This window comes from Acinetobacter sedimenti (assembly GCF_022601685.1).
GTDB lineage: Bacteria > Pseudomonadota > Gammaproteobacteria > Pseudomonadales > Moraxellaceae > Acinetobacter > Acinetobacter sedimenti.
In genome coordinates, this window is record NZ_JAKUML010000007.1 from 53238 (window position 1) to 69282 (window position 16045).

General features: G+C 41.4%; 17 protein-coding genes. 12 read left to right on the forward strand and 5 right to left on the reverse strand.

Annotated elements, in window-relative coordinates; all coding sequences use genetic code 11:
- Positions 1–27 precede the first annotated feature (27 nt).
- Positions 28–639: a 2OG-Fe(II) oxygenase gene (locus tag MKI79_RS05680; protein ID WP_241571084.1), complete on the reverse strand. Its 612-nt coding sequence runs from the start codon at positions 637–639 to the stop codon at positions 28–30.
- Positions 640–862: 223 nt separating this feature from the next.
- Between MKI79_RS05680 and MKI79_RS05685 the strand changes: the two genes are divergently transcribed.
- Together MKI79_RS05685 and pssA are read left to right on the forward strand one after the other, a co-directional pair.
- The gene (locus MKI79_RS05685; protein WP_241571085.1) at positions 863–1717 is read left to right on the forward strand and encodes a 23S rRNA (adenine(2030)-N(6))-methyltransferase RlmJ; all 855 of its coding nucleotides are present in this window, start codon (positions 863–865) and stop codon (positions 1715–1717) included.
- A gap of 111 nt (positions 1718–1828) precedes the next feature.
- A complete protein-coding gene (gene pssA / locus MKI79_RS05690; RefSeq protein ID WP_241571167.1) occupies positions 1829–2641 on the forward strand; it encodes a CDP-diacylglycerol--serine O-phosphatidyltransferase in 813 nt (270 codons plus the stop codon).
- Positions 2642–2719: 78 nt separating this feature from the next.
- Here the strand turns inward: pssA and MKI79_RS05695 are convergent, their stop codons facing one another.
- From MKI79_RS05695 to MKI79_RS05705, 3 genes are all read right to left on the reverse strand, one after another.
- On the reverse strand, positions 2720–3772 hold the full coding sequence (locus MKI79_RS05695) for an SDR family oxidoreductase (RefSeq protein WP_241571168.1): 1053 nt from the start codon (positions 3770–3772) through the stop codon (positions 2720–2722).
- Positions 3773–3975: 203 nt separating this feature from the next.
- Complete coding sequence (argF, locus tag MKI79_RS05700; RefSeq protein ID WP_241571086.1) at positions 3976–4893, reverse strand: ornithine carbamoyltransferase; 918 nt, start codon at positions 4891–4893, stop codon at positions 3976–3978.
- 188 nt (positions 4894–5081) lie between these two features.
- Positions 5082–5702, reverse strand: a complete 621-nt coding sequence (locus MKI79_RS05705) for a TetR/AcrR family transcriptional regulator (protein WP_241571087.1) — start codon at positions 5700–5702, stop codon at positions 5082–5084.
- A gap of 275 nt (positions 5703–5977) precedes the next feature.
- On the opposite strand from MKI79_RS05705, the gene prpB reads away from it, so the two are divergent.
- The 10 genes from prpB (at position 5978) to MKI79_RS05755 (ending at position 15634) form a co-directional block, all read left to right on the forward strand.
- On the forward strand, positions 5978–6859 hold the full coding sequence (gene prpB, locus MKI79_RS05710; RefSeq protein ID WP_241571088.1) for a methylisocitrate lyase: 882 nt from the start codon (positions 5978–5980) through the stop codon (positions 6857–6859).
- Between the two features lie 79 nt (positions 6860–6938).
- On the forward strand, positions 6939–8066 hold the full coding sequence (gene prpC, locus MKI79_RS05715) for a bifunctional 2-methylcitrate synthase/citrate synthase (protein ID WP_241571089.1): 1128 nt from the start codon (positions 6939–6941) through the stop codon (positions 8064–8066).
- 65 nt (positions 8067–8131) lie between these two features.
- Positions 8132–8671: a hypothetical protein gene (locus MKI79_RS05720; RefSeq protein ID WP_241571090.1), complete on the forward strand. Its 540-nt coding sequence runs from the start codon at positions 8132–8134 to the stop codon at positions 8669–8671.
- A 150-nt stretch (positions 8672–8821) separates the two neighbouring features.
- The gene (gene serS / locus MKI79_RS05725; RefSeq protein WP_241571091.1) at positions 8822–10093 is read left to right on the forward strand and encodes a serine--tRNA ligase; all 1272 of its coding nucleotides are present in this window, start codon (positions 8822–8824) and stop codon (positions 10091–10093) included.
- A gap of 232 nt (positions 10094–10325) precedes the next feature.
- Positions 10326–11699 carry a siroheme synthase CysG gene (cysG, locus tag MKI79_RS05730; RefSeq protein ID WP_241571092.1) on the forward strand — a complete coding sequence of 458 codons (1374 nt, stop codon included), beginning with the start codon at positions 10326–10328 and terminating at the stop codon, positions 11697–11699.
- Positions 11700–12105: 406 nt separating this feature from the next.
- A complete protein-coding gene (locus MKI79_RS05735; protein WP_241571093.1) occupies positions 12106–12585 on the forward strand; it encodes a tRNA (cytidine(34)-2'-O)-methyltransferase in 480 nt (159 codons plus the stop codon).
- A 26-nt stretch (positions 12586–12611) separates the two neighbouring features.
- On the forward strand, positions 12612–13379 hold the full coding sequence (locus MKI79_RS05740) for a HesA/MoeB/ThiF family protein (RefSeq protein WP_241571094.1): 768 nt from the start codon (positions 12612–12614) through the stop codon (positions 13377–13379).
- A 122-nt stretch (positions 13380–13501) separates the two neighbouring features.
- Positions 13502–14806: an ABC1 kinase family protein gene (locus MKI79_RS05745; protein ID WP_241571095.1), complete on the forward strand. Its 1305-nt coding sequence runs from the start codon at positions 13502–13504 to the stop codon at positions 14804–14806.
- A 38-nt stretch (positions 14807–14844) separates the two neighbouring features.
- Positions 14845–15228 carry a dihydroneopterin aldolase gene (folB, locus tag MKI79_RS05750; protein ID WP_241571096.1) on the forward strand — a complete coding sequence of 128 codons (384 nt, stop codon included), beginning with the start codon at positions 14845–14847 and terminating at the stop codon, positions 15226–15228.
- The gene (locus MKI79_RS05755; protein WP_241571097.1) at positions 15197–15634 is read left to right on the forward strand and encodes a 2-amino-4-hydroxy-6-hydroxymethyldihydropteridine diphosphokinase; all 438 of its coding nucleotides are present in this window, start codon (positions 15197–15199) and stop codon (positions 15632–15634) included. Before folB ends, MKI79_RS05755 begins: the two co-directional genes overlap by 32 nt.
- On the opposite strand, the gene MKI79_RS05760 is transcribed toward MKI79_RS05755, so the two are convergent.
- A complete protein-coding gene (locus MKI79_RS05760; protein WP_241571098.1) occupies positions 15631–16035 on the reverse strand; it encodes an NUDIX hydrolase in 405 nt (134 codons plus the stop codon). The genes MKI79_RS05755 and MKI79_RS05760 overlap by 4 nt on opposite strands.
- Positions 16036–16045 lie beyond the last annotated feature (10 nt).

Sequence of the window (16045 nt, forward strand, 5' to 3'; positions counted from 1 at the left end):
TCACTCAAATGCTTTAACTTAGGAATTTTAGCCGAGTACAGGGTCGCTATTACGCATCCATGCTGTGATGGAGAGTCGATCTTGCTTGGTTTCAAGCACTTCATGTAAGAGATCACTTTGGAACAATACCAAACGATTTGGCTGTGGCTCGATCACATGCCATTGATCTTGAATGTCTTGTAGGCGAAGTTGACCTTGCCAATCATCGTGCCATTCAGGATGTAGATAGTATACGGTGGAAAATACTCGACCATTTTTTTGTTGTGGATTGTCCCGATGTAAGGCGTAGAATTCACCTGCGTGATAGCAAGAAAAATGCGCTTCAATATCTCGAATGCCTGCAAAGAAGTAACGATTTAAATCTTGTGATAAGCATGCTAATTGTTCGATATGTTTTGAAGCCAAAGTCAAATGTGGCTCAATCCATAGGATATGATCGCTACGAATCTCCGTCATTACACCATCTTGAATAGATGCTTTACGAAATTGATCCAAATGCGTACTGCATTCTTGCTGAAGCGCTTGCATATATTCCAAAGGATAAAGTCCATCAATGATGCTAAAACCTTGAGTTTGCATTTCGTTGAGGATGTGTTCGATATCAAAATGTACATGAAGCTTGAGAGTGTGCTGACTCATGATAAGCGCCGATCAAAAGTAGAGTGAATAAAGCAACAAGGTATAAATAACAATGCAAATTTTGCTTATTCGTATTGTATGAAACAACACATTTGAATCAGCTTGGCTATTGTAGTGTATGTCGATAATGAAAGTCATCGAGAAAGTCGTACAACGGACGCACAATATTACAAATCATTTCATGCTAAAATAGCAGATATTCAATCATTTAAATTTAAGCTCAATGAATTATCGTCACCATTTTCACGCAGGTAACTTTGCCGACGTGATGAAGCATGTTTTACTGATGCAACTTTTACAACAAATGAACGCCAAAGATAAACCGTATCGATATGTGGATACGCATGCAGGTGCAGGTAAATATAATCTTGCGGATGCACCTGCACAGCGTTCAGGTGAGTATTTGTCAGGTATTCATCGTTTGATGCAGCTCAACAGTAAAACTCGCAAAGAAGCGCCTGAAGTCGTACAAGACTATCTCAAAGCAGTTGAAAATCTGCGTGAAACAGAAGGCAAGGGTGTGTATCCTGGTTCTCCGTGGTTTGCCCTAGATACCATGCGTGAGCAAGATGTCGCTACGGTGTTTGAATTGCAAAGTGATGTCTATGCACAGCTCCGTCATAATTTGTATGATCGACGTTTACAAAGCCATCAACGTGATGCCTATGAAGGTTTGTTGGCGGTGATTCCACCGAAAGAAAAGCGTGGCGTTGTGATGATTGATCCACCGTATGAAATTGAGCGTAAAGACTTTCCGCAGTTAGTCGAACTGATTCAAAGTGCTTATAAGAAATGGTCTACAGGTGTTTTTGCAATTTGGTATCCGATCAAAGATCGTGCCATGATTGAGCGTTTTGAAAAGAAAATGCAAAAGACAGGTATGCGCCGTCAGCTAGTCTGTGAAATCTGTGTGTGGCCTGATGATACGCCTGTCGGTTTGAATGGTTGTGGTTTACTTGTCATCAATCCACCGTGGCAGTTTGATCAACATGCTGATGATGCTTTGCAATGGCTATTGCCACATCTCAAAATGGCAGAAGGCGCACAGGCAAAAGTGAAATGGTTGGTGGGTGAGTAAGTTGGACTTGCTCACACTTGATGAAGTTTAAAATAATTCAAAATAGGAATAATGATGCACGATTCTAACGATACGCAACATGACGCCAAGCAGTCGATACAGACAGATACGATGCCAAAAGAGCACAGTGAGCAGAAAGCTTCAACAGGCTTGGATTATGACGGCATTACCTTTGAAGTGGTGGAAGAAGAGCAGACGGCAACTGGTAAAGTGCGCCGTCGTGGCATCTATCTGTGGCCGAATCTGATTACCACAGCGGCATTACTCAGTGGTTTTTACTCGATTATTGCCAGTATGAATGGTCAATATCTGCAAGCGGTGTATGCGATTATCATTGCGGCGCTACTCGATGGCTTGGATGGGCGTGTGGCTCGTGCGATTGGTGCACAAAGTGCTTTTGGTGAGCAGTTTGATTCATTATCTGATTTACTTGCCTTTGGTGTGGCGCCTGCGATCTTGATGTATAGCTGGAGTACGCATGATTTGGGTCGCATTGGCTTGGCATGTTGCTTTATCTATACCGTTTGTGCAGCATTTCGTTTGGCTCGTTTTAATGTGCAAATTGGTACTGTGGATAAACGTTACTTCATCGGAATAGCCAGTCCGCTTGCAGCAATTATCGTGATTTGCTCGGTATGGGTACAGCAAGACTTTAAAGATACACTGGACTTCAGTGCGGTATGGTTGCAAGGTTTGAATGCTGCGACCATGGTGATTGTTGGTTTATTGATGATTTCAAACTTAAAATATTATTCATTCAAAGTGATGGATCGTAAACGTGTACCGTTTGTAATTATGATTCCTGTCATTCTGATTTTTTCTGCGATTACTTATAACATTCCAGTTGGGATTTTGATCGTGTCAATTATTTATGCACTTTCAGGCATTGTGACCACTTTGATGAGTCGTAAGCAATCCGCTTAAAATTCAAAATTTTGCTGTAAAAAAACGGTCAATGGAGCAAATCAATTGACCGTTTTTTGTGGATGAGAGCGATGTGAATTAACGCTTTTTCACGATACCGTCATTAATCATTTGTTGGAAGTGTTCAATCACACTCACTTTAATATCACGATAATGAATGCCCAATTCTTTGATACTACGATCGGCATTAAAGTAAATTGGATAACCCATGTTCAATTTGACAAATTTACGGCTTAGTCCATAGATCGGTGCAATGGCTTGGAATAGGATTTTTGGCGCTTCCATTTTTGGGAATGGATATTTTGAACCAAACTTATTGGCTAAGATTTTACCCATTTCAAGCAGACTAAGTGTTCCACCACTGACGATATAGCGACCATGCGCACTTTCTGAGAAAGCCGCTGCAATATGTGCATCTGCGACATCACGCACATCAACAATGCCATTCCACATCGCAGGTACACCAAACTTCAATGTGCCATCACCAAACTGTTGCAACACTTCGACGCTACCAGATTGTGTGCTTGAAGTCAGCGATGGTCCCATCACCAGTGCTGGGTTGATACAGACGAGGTTCCATCGGCTTTGCTCTGATTGCATTTTCCATGCTTCACGTTCGGCAGCGACTTTAGAATATGGATAAGGTTGATGATCGGCGCTACTGGTTTCATTCCAATGGCTTTCATCGAAGCTATTATTTTCAGTATCTTTGATCTCAGCTGCGTCCCCATAAGTCGATGCGATACTTGAAGTCAGCACGACACGTTTGACCGTATTGGTACGATTGACTGATTCGAGCACATTGCGCGTGCCTTGGATCGCTGGCTCGATAATGTCTTTCACGGCATCTTTATAATTGCTGACCACAAAAGGTGATGCGGTATGAATTACTACCTCACAGCCTTGCATCGCTTCGTCAAAAGCTTGCGGTGTCAACAGATCTGCTTTAAAGAATTGGATTGGTGTTTCAGTTTGTTTTGACAGCTGTTCTAAATGTGCAATTTTATCTTTCTTTGATGGGTCACGGACTGTCGCATGAACAGGTGTACCTTGCTTGAGCAAGCCCTCAATGATCCAACCTGCGACATAACCTGTTGCACCAGTCACCAAGACAGGTTTTGATTTATCAATAATAGCCATTTTTCACCTAAATTTTAATGAATATATCCTTAACCGCACCCAACATCTAAACGATTGATTCTCTTATCTCTTGTGTTTAGATCGTGCGAATTTTTTATATCTTAAATCACAGACGTGACAACAACAAGAATTCATAGATGGGTGTGCAATAAAAAAGCTCACTTATCGGTGAGCTTTTCATTTGAAGTAATGATTTATTTCTTACTATGTTCATTGAGTAAAAATTCAACCAAAGCCTTTTGTGCATGCAGACGATTTTCAGCTTCATCCCACACCACAGCATTTGGATGATCGAGCATATTTTCTGAAATTTCTTCGCCACGATGCGCAGGCAAACAGTGCATAAATAAACAATCAGAATGCGCCAGTTGCATTAATGCTTCATTGACTTGATAGTTGGCAAAGGCTTTTTCACGAAGTTTTTGTTCTTCTTCCTGTCCCATGCTTGCCCATACATCGGTCACGATCAGATCGGCATCTTTGGCAGCGGCTTCAGGTGAATTCACGAGTTCAACATGATCTGCAAATTCAGCCAAGAATTTTGGATTTGGCGTGTAACCTTCAGGCGATGAAATGCGCAGTTTAAAACCAAGCATTTGCGCTGCTTCCATATAAGAGTTGCACATATTATTACCATCACCAATCCACGCAACCGTTTTACCTTCGATATCGCCACGATGTTCAAAATACGTCTGCATATCGGCAAGTAGCTGACAAGGGTGGTGATCATCGGTTAGACCATTGATGATCGGAACAGATGAATATTCTGCAAACTTTTCTACAATGTCATGTCCAAAAGTACGAATCATGATGATGTCGAGCATACGTGAAATCACACGTGCTGAATCTTCAATCGGCTCACCACGACCAAGTTGTGTATCTCTCGGCGACAAGAAGATTGCATCTCCACCAAACTGACACATTCCTGCTTCAAATGAAATGCGAGTACGTGTACTCGACTTCTCAAAAATCATACCTAAAACTTTGCCGACAAAGGGTTGATAAGCTTCTGATTTTCGGTGAAGTTGTTTGAGTTCAGTTGCCCGAGCGAGCAGTTGTTTGAATTCAAAAGGAGTGAGGTCACGCAGGGTGAGAAAATGCCGTAGCGCCATAGGTTGGTCCACAAAATAACTGTAACAAACCAGTGAGTTGGTGAGTTATGAATGAAAAAAATAATCTTCTAGTGTACAGCTGTTTATTTTGTCAATGCAAACAAAAAATTAATAAATATATTTCAACAAATGTATTACAAAAAAGAATACTAAACGATTGAGCTTGGCTAATTAATTTCTAAAGCTGATTAAATCGCATGACCACGAATAAATCGCTCAACGAAGTAGTCGATCCGCTCATTATCCATAATGTCTATCGGTAAACCTACCATTGCTCGCCAATGCAAATCTTGAAAAAATCCAAAAAAATAAATTGATGATTCAGTTGGGCGTTTGCAGTCAATGAAGCCAAGTTGATCCATTTTTTCTAAATATTTGGCGAGTGTCGAATATGCACGCTTTGGACCTTGATCATAAAGTTCAACCTCAAGCTCTTGGTTTTCCGAAGAAATATTCATCAATAATCGATCAAATGCCATGCTTTTTTTATCAGTAAAAATCGCATAAAGATCGTGTAATAATTTCGTGAGGTTTACACGAATATCATCACTTTCATGTTGGCAAGCCAGTTCGATCTGGTGAATAAATTGATCGCTACGATCACGACAAATTGCCAAAAATAAACCTTGTTTACTGCCAAAATACTTATAAATTGTTGCCTTAGAACCACCAGCTTGTTCAACGATTTGGTCAAGGCTGACTTGGTCATAGCCATATTGAATAAAAAGCTCAGTTGCCACGTCGAACAAAACAGTACAACGATCGACTGCACGCTGGGTATTCGGCGGATTGACAAGTTTTGTTTTCATACAGGCGTTACTAGGCGAAAAAAGGGCGTCATATAAATTGCGACTATATTATAGCATGATTTCTCTTTTGCTTAGTATGACGCTTGAACGGATGGAATGAATTGAGGGAGCTTAAAAGTGATAGAAGTTTTGAGCTTATGTATGGGTTCGATGCAAATTGGCATAAAAATTAACACTTTGGTCTAAAATTAGAATAATTACTCGAAAATGCCATAGCTTTATTTGATTTTATTTCTATACTGCTAGGGCAAAATGATTTTAGTGGAAAGGAATTTATGTCACAGAATTCAGCTGGAGCACGTTTTCGTGCGGCATTGTTAGAAGAAAAGCCTTTACAAATCATGGGTACAGTCAATGCCTATGCTGCCATGATGGCAACTCAAGTGGGCTATCGTGCCATCTATCTCTCAGGCGCAGGTGTTGCCAATTATTCATACGGTATGCCTGATCTCGGTATGACCAGTCTTGATAATGTTCTTGAAGATGTCCGTCGTATTACCAGTCGAGTGGATACACCGCTTCTAGTGGATATTGATACAGGTTGGGGTGGTGCATTTAATATCTCTCGTACCATCAAACAGATGATTTCAGCAGGTGCTGCAGCGGTACACTTGGAAGATCAAGCGGCTCAAAAACGTTGTGGTCATCGTCCGAATAAGGAAATCGTGAGCCTTGAGGAAATGGTTGATCGTGTCAAAGCTGCCGCTGATGCCAAAACTGATCCTGATTTTGTTTTGATGGCACGTACAGATGCCTTGCAAAAAGAAGGGCTACAAGGTGTCATTGATCGTGCTTGTGCATATGTAGAAGCAGGAGCAGATGCGATCTTTGCCGAAGCGATGACTGACATTACCATGTATAAAACTGTTTGCGATGCTGTAGGTGTCCCTGTACTTGCCAATATTACCGAGTTTGGTTCAACGCCATATTACACTGTAGAAGAATTGGGTGAGCAGGGTATTTCGATGGTGCTCTATCCACTCTCTGCGACACGTGCAATGCAAAAAGCAGCGTTACAGGTGATGCGTTCGGTACGTGAGCACGGTACGCAAGTAAATGTTTTGGACATCATGCAAGAGCGTAAGGAGTTGTATGAATTTTTGAATTATCATGAGTTTGAACAGACTCTGGATAAACTGTTTCAAGAGAGTAAGTAAACAGTCATCTCGTTTAAATCAAGGGCGATGAGTAAAAGCCCTTAAAATCATCAATAGAAAAATTGAATTGGAGTAAAACATGGCAGAAGGAAAGGTCTTATCAGGCGCAGGACTACGTGGTCAAGTTGCAGGAAAAACTGCGCTTTCAACTGTAGGTAAAAGTGGTGCGGGACTGACCTATCGTGGTTATGATGTGCAAGACTTGGCAGAACATTGTCAGTTTGAAGAAGTGGCATATTTGATTCTATACGGTGAGCTACCGACGCAAGCACAGCTTGATGCTTATAAAGCAAAACTAAAAGGTTTACGCAGTCTGCCACAAGCGCTGAAAGAAGTGTTAGAACGCATTCCTGCCGATGCACACCCAATGGATGTGATGCGTACTGGTTGTTCGATGCTTGGCAATCTTGAAACGGAAACCTCGTTTGATCAGCAACACGATGCGACCGACCGTTTACTGGCTGTATTTCCGTCGATCATTACTTATTGGTATCGCTTTAGCCATGATGGTGTGCGTATTGATGAAAATACCGATGATGATTCTATCGGTGCGCATTTTTTACATTTGCTTCATGGTAAAAAACCGAATGAACTACATGAGCAAGTGATGAATGTATCGTTGATTCTCTATGCAGAGCATGAGTTTAATGCCTCGACATTTACTGCACGTGTTTGTGCATCGACTTTATCAGACATGCACTCGTGTATTACTGGTGCGATTGGTTCACTTCGTGGTCCACTACATGGTGGCGCCAATGAAGCAGCGATGGACATGATTGAAAACTGGAAATCTGCCGACGAAGCTGAACGTGAAATGATGGGCATGCTTGAGCGCAAAGAAAAGATCATGGGCTTTGGTCATGCGATCTACAAAGATAGCGACCCACGTAATGCGATCATCAAGATTTGGTCGGAAAAGCTTGCCAATGATGTCGGCGATACCGTGCTCTATCCTGTATCTGTACGCTGTGAAGAAGTCATGTGGCGTGAGAAGAAACTGTTCTGTAATGCAGACTTCTTCCATGCGTCGGCGTATCACTTTATGGGTATTGCGACCAAACTGTTTACGCCAATCTTTATGATGAGCCGACTTACAGGTTGGGCTGCACATGTGATGGAGCAACGTGCAGACAATCGTATCATTCGGCCAAGTGCGGAATATACTGGCTATGATTTGCGCAAAGTGGTGCCGATTGCTGAGCGATAACAAATATATTATATTGAAAAGGAAATGTTACATCATTTCCTTTTTTAATTTGATTGATTATAAAAATGGACAGAGATTTAGATTATATAAAGCTTTTACTTAACGATTTCTTTAATGACAAGCTAATGGTTGAAAAGTTTGAACTTATTCAAAAAAATCATGTTACTGGGTGGGAGATTTGGCTTCAAATAGAATTTGCCCACTTTTTAGCAAAACATTCCAGTTCTCCTGAATGGTATAGAGAGGAAAGTTACGAATACGATAAAAGGAAGGAAAAAATAAAATTGAAATTAAGACCAGATTTTTTGGTCAGGAAAAAAGGTTGGAGAATCAATGAATATATGGCTTTAGAGTTTAAACAAAATGTTCAACCACGAGCATGTTTAAACAATATGATTACTGATTTGAATAAATACTCGAAAATTCGTGGTTCAAATAATGATTTGCGAAGCGTGTGGACAGTTGGTGTTTTTAAAACAGATGATATTGATTCAACTCAAGATCACTTTGAGAAGTATTTTTCGGAAAAGGATTCAGAATTTAATATTAGTGATTTAACGATTTCAAAAATAGCTAATACAGAATATTGGTTTGCACTTCTTTAAGTGAAAGAAACATTAACGATACCCACTCAAATCTGATTTGGTGGGTTAGATTTGAGTTAAATTACAGCCCTAGATATCCTCACCACTGTATTTTTTACCTCACAGCGCTTACACTATGCGCATTCAATTTTTTATCTACTTTAGCACCTCATGATTGATCCAAAACTTTTAAGAAATGATATCGATGCTGTAAACACAGCATTGGCAAAACGTGGCGTACAGCTTGACGCAGCCGAGTGGGCGGCACTGGAAACTCGTCGTAAAGACATCCAATCCAAGGCAGAAAGTCTACAAGCTGAGCGTAATGCAGGTGCCAAACAAGTTGGTCAAATCAAACGTGAAGGTGGCGATGCTTCGGAAATCATGGCTCGTATGCAAGCCATTGGTGATGAGATCAAAGCAGCAGAAACCGCTTTGGCGGAGCTACAAGATGAGATTGCACAAAAGTCTTTAAATATTCCAAACTTACCTGATGAATCTGTACCTGTAGGTAAAGACGAAAATGACAATGTGGAAATTCTAAAATGGGGTACGCCACGTACATTTGACTTTGAGATCAAAGACCATACCGATCTTGGTGAATGGATGGGTGGTTTGGAGTTTGAAACGGCGACCAAATTGTCAGGTTCACGCTTTAGCGTACTCAAAGGCCCTTTGGCTCGCCTACAACGTGCCTTGACGCAATTTATGCTCGATACGCATACCTTGAATAATGGCTACACGGAAGCCTATGTGCCGTATTTGGTAAATGCCGATAGCTTGCGTGGTACAGGTCAGTTACCGAAGTTTGAAGAAGATTTATTCAAACTACAAGGTGAAAAAGAATATTATCTGATTCCAACCGCTGAAGTGCCAGTGACCAATTTCGTGCGTGATGAGATCATTGATGCCGATCGCTTACCACTGAAATATGCAGCGCATACGCCATGTTTCCGTAGTGAAGCAGGTTCATACGGTCGTGATACTCGTGGTCTGATTCGTCAACATCAGTTCGACAAAGTGGAAATGGTTCAAATCGTCAAGCCTGAAACTTCAATGCAGGCTTTAGAAGAGCTCACTGCACATGCCGAAGGGATTTTACAGGCGTTAGAATTGCCATATCGCAAGATTCTGTTGTGTGGTGGCGATATGGGCTTTGGTGCGACCAAGACTTATGACTTGGAAGTGTGGGTACCTAGCCAAGATACATATCGTGAAATTTCTTCATGCTCAAATATGGGCGATTTCCAAGCTCGTCGTATGATGGCTCGCTATCGTGTCGATCAAAAGAAAACTGAATTGGTACATACTTTAAATGGTTCAGGACTTGCAGTGGGTCGTACCTTGCTTGCGGTGATGGAAAATTATCAACGTGCCGATGGTTCGATTGAGATTCCAAAAGTGTTACAACCTTATATGGGCGGTTTAACCTTTATTGACTAATGACTTGAAGATTTTTTGACACTGCTTCGTTAAGAAAAAATCATTTAGTTCGACTAAACCTCATTTTTCTTGCCTCGCATTGCCTAAAAAATCTTGTAGTCATCATCGTTGAGCAAGTATTGATTTTAAAATGCTGAATTGATTTAAAATTATTCAATAAAATGGCTGTGCATCGAAAGTGTGCACAGTTTTTGCATTAGTCCGATCAGATTAATATTTATTGAGGCGAATTGTGGATATTTTTCCAATTTCTCTAAGGTTGCAACAGCAACGCTGTCTGATCGTTGGCGGTGGACAGATTGCCCTGCGTAAAGCGACACTTTTGCACAAAGCAGGAGCGATTATTGATGTAGTTGCGCCTGAAATTGATTCGCAACTGCTTGAAGTGGTGCAAAACAGTGCAGGGCAACATCTGCAAGCACTATTTGATGCACAACATTTGGACACAACCTATCGTTTAGTGATTGCAGCAACTGATGATGCTGAGGTCAATCGTACCGTATTTGAGCAATGCGAAGCACGTAATATCCTTGTCAATAGCGTGGATGATATTCCAAACTGTCGATTCATGGTGCCTGCAATTATTGACCGCTCACCGCTGCTCATTTCTGTTGCATCGAATGGTGCATCGCCAGTGCTTTCTCGTCAAATTCGTACCCAACTGGAAACCTCAATCCCACACGGTATGGGAAAATTGGCAGCATTCTCAGGGGATTGGCGTCAGCGAGTTAAAGCCAAAATTCAAAATCCTGATGAACGCCGAATCTTTTGGGAAAATCTCTACGCAAGCCCTTTAAAAGAACAAGTCTTTAATGACAATCTCGATGTCGCACATGATTTAATTCAACAAGCCTTATCAGAATGGACTGCACCAAAAGGGGAAGTGTATTTGGTTGGTGCAGGACCAGGTGATCCTGAACTTTTAACTTTAAAAGCATTGCGATTGATGCAACAAGCCGATGTGGTGGTCTATGACCGTTTGGTGTCGAAGCCAATTTTAGAATTATGCCGTCGTGATGCGAGCAAGATTTATGTGGGGAAAGCACGTTCAGATCATAGCGTTCCGCAAGATGGCATTAATGCCTTATTGGTGGAACTTGCTCAACAAGGCAAACGTGTCTGCCGTCTAAAAGGTGGTGATCCGTTTATCTTTGGGCGTGGTGGTGAGGAGATTCAAGAGCTTTTTGCTGCCAATGTCACTTTCCAAGTTGTGCCAGGGATTACTGCTGCCTCGGGTTGTTCGGCTTATGCAGGGATTCCGCTAACGCATCGTGACTATGCGCAAAGCGTGCGTTTCTTGACTGGGCATCTTAAAGAAGGTGCTCCTGAACTACCATGGAATGAGCTGATTTATGAAAATCAAACGCTTGTTTTATATATGGGTTTGGTTGGATTAGAACGGATTTGTCAGGAGCTGATCGCACATGGTCAGCGTGACAGTATGCCAGTGGCATTGGTGTCCAAAGGGACGACACCAGAGCAGAAAGTCGTGGTCGGCACACTTGCAGATATTGCTTCGAAAGTGGCTGAGCATGAAATTGTTGCACCGACTTTGACGATTATTGGTGAAGTAGTCAATCTGCGGGAACAATTGCAGTGGCAATGATTTAAATTGCAAGGTTAAGCTGAATTGCATTTTTGGCAAGTTCTTGCAGTGTATGTGTATATTTCTGGATTAACCTTCGGTTCGACCTACTTTTCTTTCGGGAAAAGTAGGCAAAACCATTTGTCAGTCGCAAACTCGGTCACATACTAATATTTATCAAATTCCATGAAGAACGTTATTTTACTAATATTGTCCTATCCTCGAACAATGCGACTGACGCTTCCACGAATCAGATAGATTTTTAACCCATCTCATGTCTAATTGGGTTATATTTAACTCAATTAGAGATTCAAATAATTCCTGTTTGGCTTGGAATGTTTTCCTTTGCGTTAATACTGTGCAAAGTTGAACCTAAAAATCATGTACAATAGCCCTCGTTTTTAGTCTGACAACGTTGAGTGTTTGCGTGATTCACGTTATTTTATTTGAGCCTGAAATTCCTGCCAATACAGGCAATATCATTCGACTGTGTGCCAATACAGGTGCGCAGTTGCATTTAATCAAACCGCTTGGTTTTGAGCTGGATGATAAAAAACTCAAGCGAGCAGGTTTGGATTATCACGAATGGGCGAGAATGAAAATTTGGGATGATTTTCAAAGTTGTCTTGCTGAATTAAAAACACTGGATATTGATGAGAGTGTAATATTTCCGCTCACCACCAAAGGTTTTTCCACACCGCATATCGTGAATTTGAATCGTCCTGTGGCGCTACTGATGGGACCTGAAACACGTGGATTACCTGAAAGTGTTCGATTGTTATTTCCGCAAGAAAACTGGATTCGTTTACCGATGGCAGAGAATTCTCGTAGTTTAAATTTATCCAACGCCACTGCGGTGATTGTCTATGAGGCATGGCGTCAACAAGGCTTTGCCAATTTAGCTTAAATTTTTTCAGATTTTCAAAATTTTTTATGAATGAATCAGCTCAAGCGCAACTCAAAGATGAGGAGTTACATCTCTATAGTCGGCATATTTTGCTCGATAACTGGGATATCGACGCGCAACAAAATTTAAAAAATAGTCATGTGTTGATTATCGGTGCAGGTGGTCTTGGCTGTACATCCAGCGAAATGCTTGTTCGTGCGGGCGTAGGCAAAATTACCATTATTGATTTTGATAAGATTGAGTTGAGTAATATTCAGCGTCAGATTGCTTTTGATCCGTATCAGATCGGTCAACAGAAAGTGGAAGTATTAACTCAACATTTAAAAAGTATCAATCCACTGGTCGAAGTGACAGCGATAAATGAAAAGTTTGATCTTGATCTAGCGTCTAAACTTATAGATCATTTTGATTTGGTTTTAGATGGTTGTGATAATTTTGCAACTCGATATGCGGTCAATCAATTTTGCGTCGCAAGAAAAATTCCACTCTTGACTGCGGCTGCTCTTGGTTTGGAAGGGCAGTTGATGATGTTAAAATCAGAGCCATGCTACCACTGTGTATTTCCTCAGTCATCGAATGAAAATTCTGATGAGCGACGTTGTGCCAATTCAGGGGTATTAACGACGACTCCTGCGGTCATGGCGAGTTTACAAGCACATCAAGCCTTATTGTATTTGGGCTTAGGACGTGCTCCACTTTTGAATAAATTATTGTTGTGGGATGGCACTAATATGCAACAGCGCATCGTGAAATTCAGTGCTGATGCTAGCTGTGTAGTTTGCGGAAAAGTCTAAGAACAATAATCAACAATTTTGCGCATATTGTCTGACTTTTTAGTAATATTTAAATCGCCAAATTTGCTACAATCGCCACAATACAGTTGTATATTCCATTTTAAAGCGTTTTGAGATCAGTGATGAGTCAAAGAAAAAAACAATTATTATCAGGGTTGCGTTCTGTTGCGAGAATGGGCGAAACCGCTATTGTTGCAGCGAAAGCAGGTATTAAGTTTGCTACTGAGCAACCGAATCAAGCGCAATTGATGCGTGAAACTTTTGAAGAGCTTGGCTCAACTTACGTCAAGCTTGGTCAGTTTATTGCCAGTACGCCATCATTATTCCCTCGTGAATATGTGGAAGAATTTCAAAAATGTCTAGATCAAACACCTGCTTTGCCATTTAGCTATATTCAGCAAGTCCTTGCTGAGGAGTTTGCAGGGCAAGATTTAAACGATATTTTCCAAAGTATTGAAGAAAAACCTCTCGCATCTGCATCTATCGCTCAAGTCCACGCTGCCGTGCTGAAAACTGGCGAAGATGTGGTGATCAAAGTACAAAAGCCGAATGTGGAAACCATTCTTTATACCGATCTAGGTGTGGTGCATTTCGCAGCAAAAATGTTTGAACGTGTCGTTCCGAAAGTCAAATTTGCGTCCTTATCCGACATCGTTAATGAAATCCGTGTACGCATGGTGCGTGAAGTGGATTTCATTGAAGAGGCGCAAAATCTTGAAGATTTTAAGCAATATCTACAAGTGAGCCAAAATACCATTGCCACTGCACCGAAAGTCTATCATCAACATTCGACTCGTCGTGTTTTGACGATGGAGCGTCTATATGGCGTGCCGCTTACCGATCTTGACGTGGTGAAGAAATACGCCAAAGACCCAAGCCAAGTATTAATTGGTGCGATGAATACGTGGTTTGGTAGTCTGATGATGTGTCCAAGTTTCCATGCCGATCTGCATGCGGGCAATCTGATGTTGCTCCGTGATGGGCGAATTGGTTTTATTGATTTTGGAATTGTGGGGCAGTTGCAACCTGAAGTGTGGTCGGCGTGTATGAAGTTTATGGATGCACTGCAACAGACTGACTATGACAACATGGCGAAGTACATGTTGCAAATGGGCATGACCGATCAAAACATTGATACCAAAGTTTTGTCTGAGGATTTACAGCGGCTATTTAGTGGCGTGTTATTGTCTGATCCGCAAGAATTGCTCAGTACCAAACCTGCCGATCTCAACGATATTATGCTCGACATCGTTGGCGTCGGTGAGCGTCACGGCATTCGATTCCCACGTGATTTTGCCTTATTATTCAAGCAAATGCTGTATTTCGATCGCTTTATGCGAGTGCTTACGCCATATACCGATATTTATGCAGACAACCGCTTGCAGATGTTGCACGACATTGAACCTGAATCAAAATTGATGCATTAAGCATTTGATGCAATAAATTAATGAAAGAGGGGTAAAGCATGACCGATCTCATTGTTATTGAAGGGTTAAAAGTCGATACGGTGATCGGTTGCTTTACATGGGAGAGGCAAATCCTGCAACCACTATTATTGGATTTGAAAATCTCATGTGATCTTGATCGAGCGTGTCGAAGCGATGCGCTTGAAGATACTCTGAACTATGCGCAAATTTGTGAAATCTGCGAGCAAGTTATTGTGGATGCCAAACCGAAATTGATCGAGCACGTTGCGGATTTAGTGATCGTGGCATTGATGCAACAGTTTGAAGCCATTGAAAAAATTAACATTACCGTGCGCAAGCCTGCTATCATTCCCACTGCACAATCCGTCGGAATCCAAATCGAGCGTCAACGTGACTATTTACGCCATCGCCATAGCGACTAATCTAGAAAAAGCTAAACATTTACAACTTTGCCTAGACACGCTCAAAACGTGGGGCAGTTGGAAAGTGTCTTCGATTTATGAAATTCCATGTCGTGATCAGGTTGGGGCAGATTATTGGAATGCAGCCTGTTTACTTGAATCTAGTATGACGGTTGAACAAGTTGTAACTTCATTAAAACAGCTTGAACAAGATGCAGGTCGGAAGCGTCCATCGCATAGCATCTCACTAGATGTCGATTTGATTGCGTGGGGAGATACTTTTCAGAGTATGCATTTTAATCCCAAAAAATTGCCACTTGCTGATGATGTGGTGATTCCGTTAGCTGATATTTGGCAGGATGAACGATTGAAGCAAATCACGCATGATTTTATGCGCATTAATCTCGCACAAATGAACTCAAATTAAAACGCTCTGCTGATTACCGTACCATCAAATTTTAAGCAATCGAGCACACGGATTCGTTGTACTTCACTTAATTCATCTAAATCAAACCACGCATATTCACTATGTTCTTCGCTAAGTTGAATGGTTTGTTTGTCTTTGATTTGACAACGAAAAATGCAGGCATGCGAATTGACCACATGATGAAAATACACACCGCTTAGATATAGCATTTCCACCTCACAACCGAGTTCTTCTAAGCATTCCCGATAGAGTGCATCATGAATGGTTTCATTAGGGTCAAGACCGCCACCTGGTAATCCCCAGGCTTTTTCGCCATAAGTTGCCTTGAGGAGTAAGACTTGCTGTTGATCGTTGAGGATAACGGCATGTGAACCCATTCGGTATAGATCGTGATAGCCCATTTTCTGTTAT